15 protein-coding genes are annotated in these 19,032 nt (G+C 52.0%); 6 read left to right on the top strand and 9 right to left on the bottom strand.

The genetic code is table 11. The annotated features are described in order from the left end of the window. Positions 1 to 12: 12 nt before the first annotated feature. The gene (locus ICL55_RS30200; RefSeq protein ID WP_188104748.1) at positions 13 to 342 is read left to right on the top strand and encodes a NirD/YgiW/YdeI family stress tolerance protein; all 330 of its coding nucleotides are present in this window, start codon (positions 13 to 15) and stop codon (positions 340 to 342) included. A gap of 14 nt (positions 343 to 356) precedes the next feature. Here ICL55_RS30200 and ICL55_RS30195 read toward each other — a convergent pair whose 3' ends face one another. Continuing rightward, complete coding sequence (locus ICL55_RS30195) at positions 357 to 1,334, bottom strand: sulfite exporter TauE/SafE family protein (RefSeq protein WP_188104746.1); 978 nt, start codon at positions 1,332 to 1,334, stop codon at positions 357 to 359. A gap of 307 nt (positions 1,335 to 1,641) precedes the next feature. Here ICL55_RS30195 and ICL55_RS30190 point away from each other — a divergent pair, with 307 nt between their 5' ends. Genes ICL55_RS30190 through ICL55_RS30180 form a run of 3 tightly spaced genes read left to right on the top strand, consistent with a single transcriptional unit; the run spans position 1,642 to position 4,524 of the window. Next, positions 1,642 to 2,928, top strand: a complete 1,287-nt coding sequence (locus ICL55_RS30190; RefSeq protein WP_188104744.1) for a hemolysin family protein — start codon at positions 1,642 to 1,644, stop codon at positions 2,926 to 2,928. Positions 2,929 to 2,939: 11 nt separating this feature from the next. Beyond that, entirely contained in the window at positions 2,940 to 3,803 is an 864-nt protein-coding gene (locus ICL55_RS30185) for a pirin family protein (RefSeq protein ID WP_188104742.1), read from the top strand. Positions 3,804 to 3,852: 49 nt separating this feature from the next. Next, complete coding sequence (locus ICL55_RS30180; RefSeq protein ID WP_188104740.1) at positions 3,853 to 4,524, top strand: MgtC/SapB family protein; 672 nt, start codon at positions 3,853 to 3,855, stop codon at positions 4,522 to 4,524. Between the two features lie 34 nt (positions 4,525 to 4,558). Here the strand turns inward: ICL55_RS30180 and ICL55_RS30175 are convergent, their stop codons facing one another. After that, on the bottom strand, positions 4,559 to 4,855 hold the full coding sequence (locus ICL55_RS30175) for a hypothetical protein (protein ID WP_188104738.1): 297 nt from the start codon (positions 4,853 to 4,855) through the stop codon (positions 4,559 to 4,561). A 278-nt stretch (positions 4,856 to 5,133) separates the two neighbouring features. On the opposite strand from ICL55_RS30175, the gene ICL55_RS30170 reads away from it, so the two are divergent. Beyond that, complete coding sequence (locus tag ICL55_RS30170; RefSeq protein ID WP_188105085.1) at positions 5,134 to 5,310, top strand: hypothetical protein; 177 nt, start codon at positions 5,134 to 5,136, stop codon at positions 5,308 to 5,310. 3 nt (positions 5,311 to 5,313) lie between these two features. Continuing rightward, positions 5,314 to 5,940 carry a hypothetical protein gene (locus ICL55_RS30165; protein ID WP_188104736.1) on the top strand — a complete coding sequence of 209 codons (627 nt, stop codon included), beginning with the start codon at positions 5,314 to 5,316 and terminating at the stop codon, positions 5,938 to 5,940. Positions 5,941 to 6,073: 133 nt separating this feature from the next. Here ICL55_RS30165 and ICL55_RS30160 read toward each other — a convergent pair whose 3' ends face one another. From ICL55_RS30160 to ICL55_RS30130, 7 genes are all read right to left on the bottom strand, one after another. Beyond that, positions 6,074 to 7,663 carry a beta-N-acetylhexosaminidase gene (locus ICL55_RS30160; protein ID WP_188104734.1) on the bottom strand — a complete coding sequence of 530 codons (1,590 nt, stop codon included), beginning with the start codon at positions 7,661 to 7,663 and terminating at the stop codon, positions 6,074 to 6,076. A gap of 68 nt (positions 7,664 to 7,731) precedes the next feature. Beyond that, positions 7,732 to 10,659 carry a DUF4132 domain-containing protein gene (locus tag ICL55_RS30155; RefSeq protein ID WP_188104732.1) on the bottom strand — a complete coding sequence of 976 codons (2,928 nt, stop codon included), beginning with the start codon at positions 10,657 to 10,659 and terminating at the stop codon, positions 7,732 to 7,734. A gap of 18 nt (positions 10,660 to 10,677) precedes the next feature. Next, positions 10,678 to 11,811 (bottom strand): VWA domain-containing protein, encoded by a 1,134-nt coding sequence (locus ICL55_RS30150; protein ID WP_188104729.1) that lies wholly within the window; start codon positions 11,809 to 11,811, stop codon positions 10,678 to 10,680. Beyond that, a complete protein-coding gene (locus ICL55_RS30145) occupies positions 11,812 to 14,187 on the bottom strand; it encodes a DUF5682 family protein (protein ID WP_188104727.1) in 2,376 nt (791 codons plus the stop codon). Between the two features lie 15 nt (positions 14,188 to 14,202). Next, positions 14,203 to 15,282: an ATP-binding protein gene (locus tag ICL55_RS30140; RefSeq protein WP_188104725.1), complete on the bottom strand. Its 1,080-nt coding sequence runs from the start codon at positions 15,280 to 15,282 to the stop codon at positions 14,203 to 14,205. Positions 15,283 to 15,295: 13 nt separating this feature from the next. Then, positions 15,296 to 16,765, bottom strand: a complete 1,470-nt coding sequence (locus tag ICL55_RS30135; protein WP_188104723.1) for a DUF5691 domain-containing protein — start codon at positions 16,763 to 16,765, stop codon at positions 15,296 to 15,298. A 555-nt stretch (positions 16,766 to 17,320) separates the two neighbouring features. Next, complete coding sequence (locus tag ICL55_RS30130) at positions 17,321 to 18,631, bottom strand: SWIM zinc finger family protein (protein ID WP_188104721.1); 1,311 nt, start codon at positions 18,629 to 18,631, stop codon at positions 17,321 to 17,323. Positions 18,632 to 19,032: the final 401 nt, after the last annotated feature.

Here is a 19,032-nt window from a genome sequence, read left to right as displayed (position 1 = left end):
AACATCGTCCATATGAAATGTTTGTTACTGGGTTTGTTATTACCGTTATGTTTTCTCGCCCAGAAAAAGTATTATACAATAGGTGAAGTCCTGAAAAATGCACGCCAGTTGACCTACGACAGCGCGACGGTAAAAATCCGGGGATATATTACGGAAAAGGTCGGTAAAACCACCTATCTGCTGGAAGACCGCACGGCAGAGATCCGTGTGGATATTGCAGATAAGTTCCTGCCCGGCCAACCATTCAGTGACAGGGAAGAAGTGATTGTGGAAGCCTGGGTGCAGTATGAAATAAACAAGCCGGTCACCCTGACGGCTAACCGGCCTGTAACGCATGATTAGTATTAGAGGGTAGATTACAATATTTTGAACACAAAGCTGTAGATACTCTTGATGCTGGCCGCTATCACAATGATGGACACTGCCATCATAATAGTTTTGGCAGAGATTTTATTGGACACTTTGGCCGCAATAGGAGATGCTACCGCGCTGCCGATGACCAGCCCCAGTACTGCGTCCCAGTGAACATGCGACAGTGCCGCTACGAAGGTGAGAGAGCTCAGCATGGCGATGAAAAAGCGGGTAGCCTTCACCGTGCCCAGCGAAAAACGCGGATGCCTGCGGCCTGCGATCAGGGACGACAGCACGATAGAACCCCATCCGCCACCGCCGATGGCGTCGATAAAGCCGCCGCCAAAGCCCAGTAGCCCGATACGTTTTATTTTTTTCCCGTTGTGCTGGGCGCGTTGCGCCTGAACAGCCCTTTTGAAGATAATGGAACCCAGTATCAGCGTGTACAATGATACCACCGGTTTGGTATACATCGAATAATGTTCAAGAGAGGAGAGGAGGTACGCGCCAATCACCGCGCCGGTAATACCCGGGATGATCAGAATTTTAAACAGCTTTTTGTTGACGTTGCCCATTTTGAAGTGCATCCACCCGGCGATACCATTGCTGAGGATTTCCGATATATGCACCGCCGTGCTGGCCGAAGCTGGTGGGATACCCATGCTCAGGGAGAAAGTGGTGGAGGTGATGCCATAAGACATGCCTATGGCCCCGTCAATCATGGCAAACAGAAAACCCGCTGCCAGAAAATAATAAAAAGTAGGTGGGACATCTTCCACGTGCACCCTAAACTCCGGCACAAAGTACCAGACCAGGGCAAGCGCTGTTACCAGGAACAGAATGCCTATCAACCAATAAATCCATCGCTGCTTTTTTACTGCGGCGGCATCGCCGCCTGCCACCGCCCCGCTTACCAGCAGGGGCTTCAGTGCCGCTTCATCCGCGGGTACTGTGGTGACTATGGTAGTTGTTTGTTTCTCCATTTTAAAACAATGAGCCAGCCTAATTTGTCCACAAAATACATAAACTCTATGAAATTAGTGGACTATTGTGTGATTTTTTTTCTCGCAAAGGCGCAAAGCAGCAAAGACGCAAAGGATTGATAAGAATAATAAGGGAGCAAGGGAGCGAAGATCAAATGTGATCTCCGCTCCCTTGCTCCCTTACCTGGCTTATGTAATCTTTGCGTCTTTGCTGCTTTGCGCCTTTGCGGGAACCCCATTGCGAGAAAAACAGACGCATAAAAATTGATTTACCTATATTTGGGGTTGCGAACCAATTACCACATTCATGCTTTTGCAGGTTTTTCTGACTTGTTTTTTAGTTTTATTAAATGGATTTTTTGTAGCGGCGGAATTTGCCATCGTGAAAGTACGTTCTTCACAGATCAACAGCAAAGGCGGCCTGAGCAGGGCCACAACAGCGGCCAAACATATCCTGAGTAATCTTGACGGCTACCTGGCGGCCACGCAGCTGGGCATCACCCTGGCCTCCCTCGGCCTGGGCTGGGTAGGCGAATCAGTAGTGACCACCCTGATCCTGCGGCTGATGGACGCGTTGCACATCCGGATGACGGAAAGCACCGCGCATAACATCGCCATACCGGTCGCTTTTCTGACCATCACCATATTACATATCGTTTTCGGTGAACTGGCCCCTAAATCCATGGCCATCCGCAAGCCACTGCCTACCACCATGGCCGTAGCGCTGCCGCTCCGGTTCTTTTTCGTCATTTTCCGGCCGTTTATCTGGCTGCTCAATGGCCTGGCCAACAGCATCCTCCGGCTGATCGGTTTAACGCCGGCAGGAGAGTCCGAAATTCACTCCGAAGAGGAACTGAAGCTCATTATCTCCGAGAGCCAGGAAGGCGGTGCTATCGAAGAAACGGAACGCGAACTGATCCAGAACGTGTTTGAATTCGACGACAGCCGTGTAAAAGAAATCCTGACCCACCGGAAAGACATCTCTGCCCTCGATATGAGCAAACCCTTTCAGGAGCTGATCGATCAGGTGATCAAAGATGGTTATTCCCGCTACCCGGTATACAGCAACACCCTCGATGAACTGAAGGGCGTTATTTATACAAAAGACCTGGTGAAAGGCGTCCTCGAAAAAACGCTGACCAACATACAGGACATCCTCAAACCCTGCTTCTACGTGCCCGATAGCATGAAGATCAAAGACCTGCTCCGTACTTTCCAGAGCCAGCGCCTGCAAATGGCGGTGGTGACCAACGAATTCGGCGATACGGAAGGCATCGTTACCATGGAGGATATCCTCGAAGAACTGGTAGGCGATATTCAGGATGAACATGATCAGGAAACGCCGATCGTGGAGAAAAAGGATGAGAACACCTACCTGGTGGACGCCCACGAATACCTCGCAGATATTAACGAACTGCTGCCGGTACCCCTCCCCGAAAGTGAACATTATGAAACACTCTCCGGTTTAATCAACTATATCCACGGTAACATTCCGAGGGAAGGAGAGGTGCTGGTGATTGAAAATTATGAAGTGCTGATTCTTAAGATGTTCAGAAGCTCTGTTGAGAAAGCACGTTTAAAGTTGATCCGATAAATTATTGCCATATGGAAAAGAAGATCCTGCATGTGATTGAAGGCCGGGAAAAACACATTACAGATACAGAAGTGGTAAGGCAACCGCTGCCATCTATGCAGTTCCGTTTTGCCAGTCCGTTTATTGTGCTGCACCATATGCCGGCAAAATACTACGCACCGGGCGCTCCGGCGGAAAGACTGCATCCGCATCCGCACCGCGGCTTTGCACCGGTGACCTTCATGCTGCAGGGACAGGGCTACCATCGCGACAACGCAGGCAATGCCATGACCGTTACCGCTGGTGACGTGCAGTGGATGTTTGCCGGTAAAGGCATCCTCCACAGCGAAGGCCCGTCTGAAGATTTTCTCCGTAAGGGCGGCAACTACGAACTGCTGCAGCTGTGGTTCAACGCGCCCGCTGCACGTAAAGGCGACGATCCCTACTATCAATACGTAAAAGGAGCAGACATGCCGCCCGTGGCCCAGGCCGACGGGGTACAGCTGACACTCGTCAGCGGCAACTATGAAGGCAAAACCGGCCCGCTGCAAAACTTCACGCCCATCATCGCGATCTGGGGCTCCCTCCAGGCAGGGAAATCCACCACGCTCAAAGCCACACCCGGCTACTGGACACTGCTGTATGTAATGGACGGACAAGTGACGGTCAATGGTACTGCGGTCAACGGCTATCACCTAGTGATATTCGACAAGGACGATGCCGCAGCGGACATACAGATCACCTGCGATGAAACCGCCCGGATACTTTATCTCTGCGCGGAGCCGATCAATGAACCAGTAGCGGCCAAAGACAATTTCGTCATGAATACCGCCACCGAGGTAGACCAGGCCATCGCTGACTATAAAAATGGCCTCTTCGGTACCCTGGAAGCGTAAATAACGTACAGCCATTCCTGTTACAGAATAATACCCTAACTTTAATAGTATGATCCCATGGACGGAAATACTGTTAAGGCTTTTGCTTGCCGCAGTGTTCGGCGGCATGATCGGACTGGAACGGGAACGGAAAGACTGGGCCGCCGGTTTGCGTACCCATATGATGGTATGCGTCGGCGCCGCACTCACCATGATGGTTTCTGCCTACGGCTTTGAAGACATTCTCGGCAGGCCTAACGTGGTACTGGACCCCTCCAGGGTGGCCGCACAGGTGATCAGCGGCATCGGGTTCATCGGCGCAGGCACCATCCTCTTCCTGAAAGAAGGCGTGATCAGAGGCCTCACTACCGCCGCAGGCTTATGGACAGTAGCGGCCATCGGACTGGCCACCGGCGGCGGAATGTATTTTGCAGCCCTCGTCGCCACCGTTATCGCGATTATTATCCTGTGGGCACTGCAACCCATCGAAAGAAGATTTCTCTCCCGCTTTGAACATAAAAGCATTCGTATTGTCACCTTCGAAAGAAGTAAATCAGTAGAACTGGTCGACAAACTTTTTCATAACAGCACCCTCCATATCGTAGGTTGTAATATTGAACAGACCGACACGCTTTTTCTGCTGAATATCCGCTTCAGAAATCTGGACAAAATCACCTTCGCTGCGCTGGTAGCAGAAGTACAGGCCGACAGCGGCGTAAAGGAAATATCCTGGAGCGCATAAAAAAGCCCCGACATTGTCAGGGCGAAAACTCACTTTACATGATCATGTCTTTTTTGCCGGAACTATCTTTCTGATGTTTTTTCATCTCTTTCTTCATCTCTCTCTTTTCTTTCTTTGCTTTACGCGCAGGATTGATAGTGTCCCTCATCTTAGGGGGAAATGTGTCCTGAAATAGTTCCTGATAACCGGTCTGTTTCACCAGTTCATCCTGTTGCACCAGTTCGTCCTGATTCACGGGATTAGCCTGTACCGTGCGGTTAAGGTTGCCCTGGAACAGAAAGAATACAAACAATACGATCATGAGTCCGATTGTAGCAGGAAGGTTCTTCATAAAATCTGTTTTTTGTCAACCAACACATGACCAATATCATGCTGGAAATTCTATAAAATGAGTAGGGAACACATAAGCTATTGAGAATGGTTCTTTTGTGAAAAGGGTTTCTGATACGCTTGCAGCGGCTGATCACGGCCATAGTGTGGATTTTGGCCGTCATTCAGGGGAAGCATAGTGACAATGGCGGAGCTGCTAAAGGGTTATCTGTGGTCAATCAGACACTAAGGCACTGCATTTGTGGCACATACTGTATTACTCACCTCAAAATGCTGGTTATGAAAAGATCAAGAAGTGAAAACACCCATCAGAGCAAGCAGATGCCTTTGAGCAATATGCCTAAACCGGAAATCCGCGATAACCTCGACAGCCGTAAAAATGAAGAGCAGGATTTTAAAGGTTCCGATACCACCCATAATCGGAAGGAACATAAATCATCCAAACACAAACGGTAACTTATGAGATATATACAGTACCTGTTGACAAGCTTTTTTTTACTGTGGATGACATCGTCCTGCAACAACCTGAGTGAGCAAAAGAAAGCCCAGCAAGGCAGGGCGGACGATAGTTCAAGACCTGCCACACCAGCACCTGCGGAAAGCAGGGCTACTTTCAAAATGGACACCACCTTCCGGGATTATCGCTTCAGCGTTACTACCCGCGGAGATGCCTCGCTGCGCAATCTGTTTGTCAGCATCGGATCGGTGAAAGATACTACCCGTGCGGATACCATCGTGGAAAAGGACGTGAAAGGGTTTATATCGGGAGTGGTCGTTGCTGATCTGAATAGTGACGGACAACCAGAGATATACGTGTTCAGTACGTCTGCCGGTACCGATTTATACGGGAAAGTATATGGTTTTGCGGTGGAACCCAAAGGAGTGGTGAAAATAAATACTGCTGTGCTGGACAGCCTGTCTGGTGGCGACTATAAAGGGCGGGACTCTTTTTATGTACAAGGTAAAGAACTGGTGCGTGCTTATCCTGCCATGAAGGAAGGACAACAGGACGTGCTGGCAAAAGATACCAGGAAAACCATCCGGTATCATCTGGTGAAATCCGGTAACGCCTATACGCTAAAATAAAATTACGAATTACGAATTAGGAATTACGAATTAAGAGGTTGCTCGCGGAAAGGTTATTTAGCGATCTCTTTGTTAGCCATCTCCTAATTCGTAATTCGTAATTCGTAATTCCTAATTCCTAATTCGTTGTTCGTTATCTGTGGTAATAGATACCGTTTTCGCTCCAGCGGGCATAGAAATTAGCCAGCGCCTTCTCGAATTCGCGGTAGTTCTTGTTTTTGGGAAGTGTCCAGCCGTCTTCTGCATAGGCCGCCAGGCGGGGATACACTTTGTCGTCCATAGACATTTCATCGGGTATCCATTCTCCCCACATCTGACAACCCATACCCAGGATTTTGCTGTGGTATTTTGCATCCAGCCCTGCGGGAATGGGGTCGAAGGCATACGCCTTTTCCAGCGGTATCTGTTCGTAATTGTAGTCCAGATAAGTAGCTGCATGGTAGGAGTTGACCACATCGTATCCTTTTGATACCGCGTCGGTGATTAGTTTCAGTTCTCCTTTCCAGAAATGTACGATGGTACCGGGGGCCAGCTTGGTCGTACTCACGTCTTTGTTGTCATTGTACTCATGCAGTTTGGCGCCCATGATTTCGTTCCAGCCCATCATGCGGCGTTGTTTGCCGGCAAGGTAGGTGGAGATGCCATTGGTGAAATATATCTGAAGATCGGCAGGAGTGGCCAGCTGATTGGCTTTCATATAAGCCTGTACGCCGGCATCGGCTTTCCATTGGTCATACTTCACTTCGTCGCCACCGATGTGGACCACTTTCGAAGGGAAGAGCTGCATCACTTCGTCCAGCACATCGTGCAGGAAGGTGACTACCTTAGGATTGGCAACGTTGTATACGTCGTAGTGTACGCCAAATTTCCCTGGTACTTTGATCGGTGTCTGTTGGGTGCCCAGCCAGGGGTAGGAGGCGATGGCGGCCGCAGAGTGGCCTGGCATCTCGATTTCAGGAATAATAGTGATATGCCGGGCAGTGGCATAGGCAATGATATCGCGGATCTGTTCCTGTGTATAGAAGCCGTCGTGCGGCTTGCCGTCGTATACGGTGCTGTTCCAGCTGCCGGTCTGCGTAGAATCGCGGTGGCTGCCTACTTTGGTCAGCAGGGGATATTTTTTGATCTCTATCCGCCAGCCCTGGTCATCGGTCAGGTGCCAGTGGAAGGTATTCATTTTCAATGCGGCCATCTCGTCCAACAACTTCTTCACGGTGGCAGCGCCTTTAAAGTGACGTCCTTCGTCCAGCATGAACGCCCTCCAGCCAAAACGGGGCTGGTCCTTTATTTCAATGCCGGAGATCGTGAAACCATTGGTTTCATTATAGCGAATGAGTTGTCGTAAAGATTGTATGCCGTAAAAGATCCCTGCATTGGAGGCGGCGGTGATGGTGGCGCCGGCAGGTGTTACTTTCAGGAGGTAGCCTTCCTTGCCAAGGGTGGAGTCCAGCTTTGCATTGAGTGACAAACGGATATAGTTGTTCTGGGCGGCAGGTTGTAACGGAAGCTTGAGGTGGATGCGGTTATCGAAAGCTTCCTGGAGGTATTTAGCCTCTCCGGCACTATTGCCACCTACGATGGCGGTAGTACCGGAGAGTTTGAAAACGCCGGTGGTGGTGGTTACCTGCGTGGGTTGCGGTATAAGGCGTTGGGCGTGCAACCTTTTGGCAGTCACGGCCAGCAACAGGCAACTGCTGATGACCATGGATTGAAATCTGAGCATATATGTATTTTATTGTTCACAAATCTAACGAACGATAAAATACAAAAAAAATCTCATATTTAAATGCTTCAGGCCACTTCTACTTTTTCCCGCGAGATGGCGATATCGGTAATCGCCTCGGAATAAAACACCGGTGGTACATGGCCAAGGGGCAACAGGCAGTCGTCGGTTTCTTTATCCGGACTTCTGAACCAGCGTTGCCGCATTTTGGTTTTATCTACAAAATATAAAGTGCCCAGTTTGAACCGGAAGCTTTCTTCCTTATAGATGCTGCTCATTTCCACGATCACTTCCAGCTGGTTTTCGTCGTCTGTTTTGTGATAGGCATATACATATTTGCCTTCCGCGCCTTCGCTGAGTTTCCAGCCTTTTTGTTCCATGTGTTTGTTGAGCATCGTGCTTTCCAGCGCGATATCTTCAAAGTCATGCACCAGCGTAGTATCCGCCTGTTGCGGCGGGATAGCGGCCACGGGCCTGTCCAGCTGCGGGAACACGGCTTCAACACCATCTTCGGCGAAGCGCTGTTTCCAGGCAGCGAGCTGTTCACCGCTGAGGTAGAGCGGATGCAGTATCCGGATGGAAGCGCCGGCCGGAATGGTCACCGGCTGGCCCTGCAGATCGGTCAGGTTGCCGTTCTCGCGGCACTGGAAACCGGTGATCAGTTGGTCCTGTGCATCATACAACGCCCATAATAACCGGGTTGCATATACGAACATGATCGGGTGCGGCAGGAAACACTGTTGCCATTGTGCCGGCTCCCATTTACGCTGCACTACCAGAAAGTGTTCCAGCCTGGCGGTTTGCAGCTTCACGGTTTCGGTGATGGCCTTGCCCAGTTGTTTAATCCCTTCTTTGGTTTCCGCAGAAATGGCTACGGGGATGGATTTGAGCTTCCGTTGCCTATTATTGATGGCAGCCAGTTTAAACTGCTGATCGATATACAATTGATAGATATCGCCTTTTACGTCGAAAGGCAGGAGACGGCCTTTAAAGCCGAAGTCAGGAACGATGCGGTCGCCCAGTTCATGCATGCTGATGCCCAGTTCGGCAGCGGCCTGCTGCATGCCTGCTAACGCGGCCGCCCCTACGTTGGCTTTACGGACGCGGTACTTGCGGGACAGGAACGCTACGGTACGCAGCGCCTCTTTGCTGCCATGCATGGCCAGTGCGGCCACGCCATGTTCGGCCATGCGTAGTCTTTTTTCACCAATCCACTGATAAATGGCCTGCTCCAGGGTCCGGGCCAGTTGATCGTCGCCGGTGAGACCGGCGAGTGCCAGCAGGTATTTCGCTTTGGCATCGCCGTTGCGCGACAGATACAGCTGGAAGAGCTGCATGGCGAAATCACCGCTACGGCTACGGTCTATCAGTCGCAACAGCGGCCTGGCTTCCATATCGGTCACCATCTCTTTCGGGCGCGACATACGGTAAAGGAGAAAACGGGTCATGTCCTGCGTAAGGGCGGTACCGTTGAGCAGATATGCCGGTGGCAGTATACTGTCGTCCAGCCATTTTTCGAGCGGGCGGTTCAGTTTGTGTCTCTTTTTGGCGAAGGTCACCAGCTGTTGTGCAGTGGTGATATCGTCTGTTCCTTCAAAAGTATGCCCCAGTGTTTCCAGCATCAGGTCACGGGCGTCATCATTGATTTCCTGCTGAAGTGCCTGTTGCAACAGCTGTTTGGCTTCGGGCATATCGAGCCTGCAGAGTATCTGTGCGGCGGTAAGTCGTTGCTCGGCTTTCTTATGCTGCAGCAGCTCTCCGGCGCGTTGCAGCGCCTGCGGATGATCTGCCAGTATAACGGCAACGAGCATACGTACAGATTTCAGTTTGTGCAAGGTGAAATCCCATAACCTTTCGGCATAGAGCGAGGCGTCCAGCTGGGTAAGCAGCGGGAAAATATGTTTGGCTTCGTAATCGTTGTCAATGGCTTTGAGCAACAGTGGAACGGCCTGATTGCCCAGTTCCTGTTGCAGCAGCTGAAATACTTCCGGATGCAGGTACTTGCGCTCGTCCAGATGGATGTCAAGGTAGCGGATGGCCTGTGGCCGTTCCTGGCGGAGTAACTGTCCTACTGCGATGACATCGGGTGCGGGCAGTGTGGAGGCTCCTCCCATGAGGAGCTGCTGCTGGCGGAACGCCTGGCTGGTGATGCTGCTGTTATATTCCTGCAGATAGGCATACGCGGCGTGCAGCAACAGGGTTTGATATTGTTCCGGTTGCTGTTGGGCCAGCAGATAGTAACCACACAGCTGCGCAGTGTAGTCGGGCAGTGTGGCCAGATGCGCCACGGATTTTTCTATCAGGGGCCGGTATTTGTCGGCGTTGAGCTGTAGCAGCACGCGCGACAGTTCCACGTTGACAAACCCTTTTTCCGGCTGTGCGAGGATATACTCCAGGTACTCCATTTCGCGGTCCGGATGTCCTTTGGACAGGAGCCGGAAGAAGAGGGAGTTCCATCCCTGTTCTTTCCAGGTACGGAGATAGGCATCTACCGTTGGCCATTCTGCGCTTTTGATCAGGTCCTGAAGGAACTTACGCAGTGGTGTGAATTTCAGCGGCGTCAGGTCGAAGTTGTTGCCGTCGCCGGAATAGATGATCAGGATAGAACCAATGTCTTCGGTGCTGCAGCCTCTTTGTTGCAGATAGCTGGTAAAGTAGCTGAAGCGCATAACGATGGCGGACGCAGAGCCGGGTGTGTCCAGCATAGGTACCACCTGTTGAAGGAACCTTTCCCTGCATTGCTGCCAGACGAGGGGATCTGCGAGCAATTGTAATACCAGCCGGTCGTTGTCATCCCATTGGTCGGGTAGTTTCAGCAGCTGTACAAAGACGCCCATTTCACGGGCGATCGTTGCATCGGTGCACACGGGTGGATGAATGGTTTGTCCGGTAAGGAAAGCTACCCCATCCTGCAGCTGCGCATAATGGCCGCTGTCTTCATAAAGCTGTTGCTGTCGTTCGATAAAAGGTAGTATAGTTTCCTTAGTATATGGCATAAGGCTTAAATAGGTTCTTTATTTTTTCAGGACGATTTCCTCCCTGGCTGCCCATTGAGCGATGTCCTGTTTGCTCAGCGCCATGGCCATCATATCCGGGAATTTGTCTGGTGTGCAGGCAAATACCGGGATACCAAGACCCGCGAGGAACTGAGCGTTTTCATGATCATATGAGGGGGCGCCTTCATCATTGAGGGCCAGTAATACCACTACCTGTACGCCGCTGGCGGCCAGGTCAGTAAAGCGTTTGCGCATGCCGGCTTCATCGCCGCCTTCAAACAGGTCGGTGATCACCACCAGCACGGTGTCTGCCGGCCGTGTGATCAGCTGCTGGCAATATTGCAGGGCCAGGTGGATATCGGTGCCGCCACCCAGCTGTACGCCAAACAGCAGCTCTACCGGGTCCTGTAGCGCTTCTGTCAGATCGGCCACGGCGGTATCAAAGACGACCATCTTCGTTTGTACGGCCGGGATAGAGGCCATCACTGCGCCGAAGATGCCGGAATACACCACAGAGGTGCCCATGGAGCCGCTCTGGTCCAGGCATAATACCACATCTTTCAGCGCCGACCTTTTACGGCCATAACCGATCAGTGTTTCTGGTATCACGGTTTTATAATCCGGTTGATAATGTTGTAGATTTTTTCGGATGGTCAGGTCCCAGTTAATTTCCTGATGACGCGGCCGCCGGTTGCGTATACTCCTGTTCAGACTGCCGGTAATGGCCTGTTGCATGGGCTGCGATAGTTTTTTGAGCAGTTCGTCCACTACTTTTTTGACCACCTGTCTGGCGGTGTCTTTGGTTTTCTCCGGTATTACGCGGCTGAGTGTCATCAGGGTGGCTACCAGATGTACATCCGGTTCCACGTTTTGCAGCATTTCTTTTTCCAGCAGCATGGAGGTGAGGTCCAGTCGTTTGAGGGCGTCTTTTTGCATCACCTGCACTACGGGGGAAGGGAAATAGCTGCGGATATCGCCCAGCCAGCGGCTGACGTTGGGCGAGGATGCACCCAGTCCTCCTTTACGGTTGCTGTCGTAAAGGGCTTCCAGCGTTTTGTCTACCTGAAGGTCGTTTTTGTTGAGGGTAAAAGCTGTACCGTCATTGCTGTCGCCTCCCAGGATCAGTCGCCACCGTCGTAAATTTTCTTCCATTTATTCTGCCTGGTTTTCAGGGTGAAAAAATCCCAATAGCTGCATCACCACCGGGATGCCGAGGGCTGCCCGCGTATCGTCTATGCCACTGGCCATGGTGTTTTGCACTGGTCCACTGCTGCTGCCCGTTCTCACTTTTTCTCCCAGTTTTTTTCTTTCCGGGGCGGTAAAGTTAGAAAAGGTGCGGCGTAATAACGGCAATATCTGCATGAAAATATCATTTTCCAACTGACCTACCCAACTACATACCATATTCCAGAGGGTATCGTCGAGCAGCAGGAGGGTACCGCTGCCTTTAAGGAAACCTTCGAGCCAGGCTGCTGCCACGGCAGGTGTATTGGCTACGGACATGGCCATACTGAAACGGTTGAAGAGGGTTTCGCTGTCCAGTATTTTAAAGTCGAACAACAGCCGGGAGGCGTAGCCGGCTATCACCGGGGCCGACTGGCTATTGGCTGAAATGGCCTGCAGGGTGCCTGTCCAGGCGGTGGTCAGGTCCGCATGCTGCAACAGGTTGATGGCGTCGTTCATGGCGTGAAACTGTTCCAGCAATTCCAGGGCGGCATCTTCTCCCACGGCGGTGCAGGCGGCAGGTAAACTGATACATACCCTGCTGATCATGCTTTCCACGATGTTCATCACCAGGTCTGCATCCGTTTTGCGTACGTTGCCATAACGGGTGATGTTCACCAGGGAAGGTATTACCGCTAACAGTTGCAATACGTCGCCGGCAGCGGCGGCGAGGTTGTTGATACGCAGGATCAGCGCGTCCACCACTTTGGGCAGTTCTGCCGGCAGGGCGGATTCCAGCATCTGGCATATGTCCCGGAGGGTCGCTGTTTTGCCGGATACGTCCAGCACATATTGGGTGACGGCTTCCAGCACGGTATTGCCCCAGCTGCCTTTTTCAATGATATCCACAGAAAACGACGGGTCCCATTGCAGGCGCCATTGTTCTTTAAAGGTGCCTTTGCCGGAAGTCTCCTGCCGGTCGCCCCAGCGGATGCCCAGCAGCTCCAGCCGGTGCAGGAAAATACTGCGTTCCAGGTCTGTCTCTTTACGGAGGTCCAGTGTATAGTCTTTGAAGTCCGCCGTCTGTGGTAGCCGCAGTTTTTTCTGTAGTCGTTCAATATCTGCCTGTAGTGGCGGTTTGGGAATATCTGAAGGTACCTGCCCGATGCGGTTGCTCACAATCAGTTCATCCCGTATCAGCTGCATCAGCACATCTTCGCCATTGCATAAAATGCTGAGCGTGGCTTCGTTGAGTTCTTCGAGGCCGGGGCGGGAATATTGCCGCAGGGAGGCGAGAGCGTTGGCCAGTCGCACTGCTTCGAGCACATGCGCCACAGAAGTATCTTTCTGCTGTTCGCGGAAAAGTTTGGCTACCAGCGCCATCCAGCGGGTGCCATCATCGGTGGGGTGGTCCCAGATATGCTGGTACCATCCGGGGGATGGCACACCGGCGCCATAACCGCTCTCGTAACTCAAACGGCTATACGTCCACGGTATCCAGGTACAGTCTATTTTAACTTTAGGCAACCCTTTCAGCAGGTCATTGTCTGCTTTCTGGGTGGGCATATTTTTAAGCGCGGGGGCATGCCAGGCGCCGCATATCACGGCAATGCGGGTGAACATTTCTTTCTCGGCCTGACGGATCATCTTACGCATCCAGGCCTCCCGCAGCTGTTCCATGCGGCTGTCGCGGGAAGGCAGCTCCTCCCGCAGCGCGCATATGGCGTCGCTTACGGCGTCGAACACCTGATCGTCGGCTTGCCGGTATTCAAACATATGTTCCCACCATCTTTCCCCGTCGTCATGTCCTGCCGCTTCTGCAAGGTACGCGATCGGGTCGTGCCGGAAAGTGGCCTGGGTGAGCAGGTGAGCGGGAAGGTCCTCTTCCTCGTCAGATACGGCGATCAGGTCGCCGGTTTCCTCTACGAGGGAATTGACTTTCGCGGCGGAAACTTCCGGTGCGGGGCCGTCTGTGGTTCCGCCCGGCTGACCGGCTTCTTCCTGTTGCCGCAGCGCTGCTTCAGCGGCGGCCTGCTTTTCTTTTTCGATGGCAAATACATGCGTCAGCGGCAGGTCCATAAACCGCACGGGAATATGTTGCCGTTGCGCATAACCGATCGCCTGCCATTCGGGAGAATATTCCGCGAACGGATAAAAGCAGGAGTGCTGCGGGTTATCGGGTTGGTACACCAGTATGGCCACTGGTGGCTTCAACGCTTCATGGCTGGCCCATGGGAGGATGGTATCAGCTTCCGGCGGGCCTTCCACCAGCACAATATCGGGTTGCAGCGCCTCCAGGAAGTTTTTGACGTTCCTGGCGGAGCCGGGCCCATGGTGCCGGATTCCAAGTATATGAACAGACATGATTACAAGGTTAGGTTATTGCAAATCGCGGCAGGCACGGTATACATCTTTCCACTCATCGCGGGTTTTGACAACCGTTTCCAGATATTCCTGCCATACCAGTTTATCCTGTACCGGGTCTTTTACCACCGCGCCGATGATACCGGCAGCAAGATCGGCTGCTGTCAGGCGGCCATCGCCGAAATAGGCAGCGAGCGTTAGGCCGCTGTTGACAACGGAGATAGCTTCTGCGGTACTGAGGGTGCCTCCGGGTGATTTGATCTTGGTTTTACCGTCTTCCGTAACACCATTGCGCAGTTCGCGGAAGATGGTCACAATACGGCGTATTTCTTCCAGCGCCGGTTTTTCGGCTGGCAGCTCCATTACTTTCTCAAAGCTCTCTACTCTTCTTTTCACAATGTCGATCTCTTCTTCCATGGTGCTGGGCACCGGCAGTATCACCGTATTGAAACGGCGTTTCAGCGCGCTGGAAAGCTCATTGACGCCCTTATCGCGGTTGTTGGCGGTGGCGATCAGGTTAAAGCCTTTGGCGGCCTGTACTTCGGTATTCAGTTCCGGAATGGGCAGTGTTTTTTCAGAAAGGATGGTGATCAGCGTGTCCTGCACGTCTGCGCCGATACGGGTCAGCTCTTCAATACGGGCGATCTTGCCTTCCTGCATGGCACGCATCACCGGCGTTTCTACCAGCGCCTGACGGGATGGGCCTTCTGCCAGCAGCCGCGCGTAGTTCCAGCCGTAGCGGATGCTCTCTTCGCTGGTGCCGGCGGTGCCCTGCACGATACGCGTGGAATCGCCGCTGACAGCGGCGGCCAGATGTTCGCTCACCCAGCTTTTAGCGGTGCCGGGCAGGCCGTACAGCAACAGCGCGCGGTCTGTGGCCAGGGTGGCCACCGCTATTTCCATCAGCCTTTTACTGCCGATGTATTTAGGGCTCACCTCAAATCCGTTTTTCAGTTTGCCGCCGATCAGGTAAGTTACTACGGCTTGTGGCGACAGCAGCCAGTTGTGCGGCCGCTTGCCGCTGTCCTGCTTTTTCAGCTCTTCCAGTTCGGTGGCGTACAATGCCTCTGCGTGTTGGCGTAAGGTGTCAGACATGGTATATAATGATTTAGCTGTTTTTTGTAAATGACTGTTGTATAAATGTTTTGATCTGTAATAGTCCCACCAGGTGCATGGAGATAGATTTCCAGTACGTCTGGTAATTTTCGTTCTCCGTAGAAATCTCATCCAGCGCGGATTTTACGGAAGAGGGGATGAGCGTGATAAAATCGCCCATGGTGCGCTGTGAATAGGTGTACGGATTTTTAGCGCAGAACCGGAGAATCTTCAGTGCCAGTTCTTCGCTCCATACCTGTTGCAGTTGCCCTACATAGTTCATCACCAGACTGCTGTGCGCATCAAAGTGTTGGAGGATATAGGTATCCTGCTGATCGGAAGGCAACAATGGCAGCAGTGTCATGTGGAAGGTATCACTGTGCTGCACAAACGAAAGGGCGCGTCTGGTATCCGCAAACCAGCTGATAGCCTGTACCAGTGCCGGTGCAAAAGGTTTGAGCGCTTTTTCGTGGTGGAACAGGTCGACCACCTCTTCAAACGAAGCCTTCAGGTGTTCTTCCCACATTCCTGGATGTACGAGCGCCACCAGCTGGGAGAGGATATATTCGTCGTCCGAAACACGGGCGTTGTTGCTGAGTTTATCGATACCGGTTTTAAACACCTCCGCATCCGGCGGGATGGAGGAGGTCACCGTCACCTTTCCTTTCTGATTGACGGTGATGGAACTTTCCAACAGCTGCCAGTATTGTTCATGCAGGCTGCTGCCGGGAATTTTTTTCAGCAGTGTCAGGGACGCCTCTTTTACCTGTTTGCTTTTCTCCTGTAGCAGCGATTCCAGCCATGGTGCATCATCCAGGCTGATGCCGGTGGAGAGGGCGCTTAGCAGCTCCGCTTTTACTGCGGCACTTTCCTGAGGCCAGGTGGCCTGTAGCAGGGTACGTGCTTCAGCGGGTTGTTCTCCGCGCATACGGGTGAGTGCTTCCAGTCGCTGTGCCGTGGTACCGTGCTCCCACATCTCTTCGGTCGTGTCTACGGCTATGGAGAAGTTCCATTCGCGGTTGAACTGTGCCAGCCATTCGCCGCGTTTACCGCAGCAGGCTGCTGCGAGGTTACGCAGGGATTTATGGCGACTGGCATTTTCCAGGATACGCGGCAGGTATTCAGGAGGGAGTACCTGGTTGTTGCGCAGGCACTGCTCCAGCCAGAGGTGGAGCAGTGGTGTATTTTCGCTGTCAAGTGTATGTTGAAGGGCCTGAATGGCGGTTGCACTGCAGTAGGCTTTTGTTTCCGGTGCGCATACCGTCATGGTGGATTCATCAGCAGCCATGGGCATAGCACCACTTTGCCGGTAGTTGAAAACCAGAGAGGCCAGCTGCAGAAACTGATCTTCGCGGTCTGTATCCGGAGCAGCTAATACCATTCCCGCCGCTGCCTGTAAGGGGGCGGGGAGGCTGCCGGTGTCCAGCTGCTTTTTGGCGGTGCCCAACAGGGCTATATTGATCATGTCGTTCCAGGACTGCATCGTCGTTTGCTTAAAAATTGTTTGTAAGCCGGGTCGTCTTAAAGTTTTTCTTTAGGCAGATATCCGGTTTTTTTTCAGCACCTGTTCCTTCAGGTGGCCTCGCCGGTTGTTATGCCGGGTTGTCTTAAAGTTTTTCTTTAGACAGATATCCGGTTTTTTTTCAACACCTGTTCCTTCAGGTGGCCTTGCCGGTTATTATGCCGGGTTGTCTTAAAGTTTTTCTTTAGGCAGATATCCGGTTTTTTTCAGCACCTGTTCCTTCAGGTGGCCTTGCCGGTTGTTATGCCGGGTTGTCTTAAAGTTTTTCTTTAGGCAGATATCCGGTTTTTTTTCAGCACATGTTCCTTCAGGTGGCCTCACCGGTTGTTATGCCGGGTTGTCTTAAAGTTTTTCTTTAGGCAGATATCCGGTTTTTTTTCAGCACATGTTCCTTCAGGTGGCCTCGCCGGTTATTATGCCGGGTTGTCTTAAAGTGCTTTCCTTTGGGCAGATAACCAGGTCTTTTACCGGTATCCGTATTTTATGAAAAACGGGCACGTCTATACGAGGTATTGGTTACAGTACTTTATATTCCTGCTGGTACCAGACACCGATTGGTTCGTATGTCGTTTCGCGGCCGATGACAGCCATGGGCAATGGCTGTCCGCCACTGAGGGCCAGCAGCTTCCATAGGCTGCGGAAATCCGGCCGTAGCTGCATTTCCTGTTGTTGATCGTCGCGCAGCCACCACTGGCCGTTATGTTGTACCAGCGTGAGCGCCGCGATCGTATATACCTGATCGTTATAGAGCGGCCACTGGCTGCCGACCTGTGTCTGGGCGGCCATCACGTCTGTCCAGCCGGCATAGCCGCGGAACTGGCGGTCTGCCGGTGCGGCTTGTTGCGTTTTGATGAGCGCCCGCATCGGGGCGGCTGATGGGTAATACACCAGTTCAGCCCGTATACAGCTGCCTGGTGCCGGCATCAGCTGTGCCTGCGGTTGATGCCGGATGGTAAATTGTAATACCAGCGCAGGGCGACGGGTGGTAAGACCGTATAGCCAATACCGTTCGGTAATGAGCCGGTCCTCTTCGGTGGTCTGTTTACCGAGTACCAGCCAGGTATCCGTAATGCCGGATTGGGTTTTAAGTTCTTCCTGCGACTGGGAGTAGCCAACGAGTGTTCGGATATCCTGCTGAAGGGAGGGGGCCAGTTTGTCCAGATGACCATAGGCCTTTGCGGTCAGATACAACCGTAGCAGCTGGTCCATAAATGTATGTTGCCAGCCATCGCTGTAGTAGCTGATTTCCGCCATTTCCCGGAGTACGGCGGCCAGGCCGGATGCCTGTGCGTCTACCATGCGCCGGGCCATGTTTTCGCACATATCGGCGCCTTTGTCAGGTAGCCCGATGATCCCGTTGCGTACCAGGTCTTTGGCCCAACGTATCAGTTCTTCCAGGCCGTCGCTTACTTTCCGGTGCCGGGCGTCCTGTCTTTTGGTCTGAGCGGCTTCGTCCACAGGTTTGGCTTCCGTGGCCTGTTGCGTTTTCTTTTCCGCCTTTTCCGTGCGCTTGCTGATCCAGTCTGTAACCCATGCCGGCTGTTCCTGCTGCACAAAGGAGGCTTTCTCCCGGGCATAATATAAGAGAAGGCCCACGCCATGTTTACAGGGGAACTTGCGACTGGGGCAGCTGCAACGAAAGGCCATGGTGCCGGTATCCACCTGGGTCTGGTAGGGTTTACTACCGCTGCCCTGGCATTCACCCCACAGGGCGGCCTCGCTGAAGCCCGTACTGACCCACCTGGCCGGTTTGGCCAGCTCTTTTCCCGCTTTGCGGGACGATTCATCGGGTGCCATCGCCAGCACCTGTTCTTCCGTTAGGTCCAATTATTTAGTTATTTTATTATTAGGTTATTTACTTATTTAATTTAACCCATTGCATGCATCAAAATAGCCTGAAAGTCGTTGTTGATGAACAATGCTACAAATTAAATAATTTCATAAAATAAAAGCCAAATATCGTTTAATACTACGCAGTGTATATAGTAACACCACAATTTCCGGCTTAAAAATAAGGTTTTATGGAAAAAACGAACGGGTAGCGCTTGTTATGGAAGTGGTCTACTTTGTATTTAATAAATAGCTGATTATCAATATTTAATATCTGGTTGTTTAAATATCATGACAAGTAAGAGGCAGGCAAAACAGGCAACAAATAAAAGTAATTATACAGGATCCTGTCATGTTTGCCGCATTGAACGCACAGATTTATTTTGTTATCTAAACGT

The organism is Chitinophaga varians, from assembly GCF_014529945.1.
Taxonomy (GTDB): Bacteria; Bacteroidota; Bacteroidia; order Chitinophagales; family Chitinophagaceae; genus Chitinophaga; species Chitinophaga varians.
Note: the sequence above shows the minus strand (reverse complement) of the source record. Positions and strands in the feature narration are given on the sequence as shown.